At 52.0% G+C, this 517-nt stretch carries 1 protein-coding gene; it reads right to left on the minus strand.

Annotation, left to right across the window (positions count from 1 at the left end; genetic code table 11):
* Positions 1-352 (minus strand): acetyl-coenzyme A synthetase N-terminal domain-containing protein (locus AC1D0P_RS28235; protein ID WP_477679757.1); only part of this gene is annotated, 352 nt, incomplete at its 3' end.
* Positions 353-517 lie beyond the last annotated feature (165 nt).

Genomic DNA, 517 nt, shown 5'->3' on the forward strand with positions numbered 1-517 from the left:
GGCGGCAGACATGGTCGTAAAGCTCGTTATAGGTGATCTTCTTGTCGATATAGGGATTGTCGCCTTCCCAGATGATCGCCACCTGCTCGCCATGCTTCTTCAGGTGCCGGTCGATGCAGTTGTAGGAAATATTGGTCTGGCCGTCCTCGAACCACTTGATCGACACCTTGCCCTTGAACGAGGTGTTCTTGACCTTGGTGAAGGGCTTGAACCAATCGATGCGCTTGCCGTGCTTAGCCCAAAAACGGTCCGGATCCTCGACGCTGTCCTGGTACCAGCGCTGGTATTTATCCTTGTCGATCAGTGCTCTATCCTTGGCGGACTTCAGCACGGGATAAGTCTTGGACGACATGCATTCCTCCCAGATCCAAAATGTGAAGCGCCTCCCGGGCGCTTTTGTGGTACATACATAGCAGCAAGTTTTGGCGCAGCAATGAGACTTTGGTCAATCGAATCTCAAAGAATTGCAATTACGCGACACTTGCGATATAAGCGCGCCGATTTCCCGGACATTGTG

The sequence above is a fragment of the Polaromonas sp. P1_G2 genome (assembly GCF_056405515.1).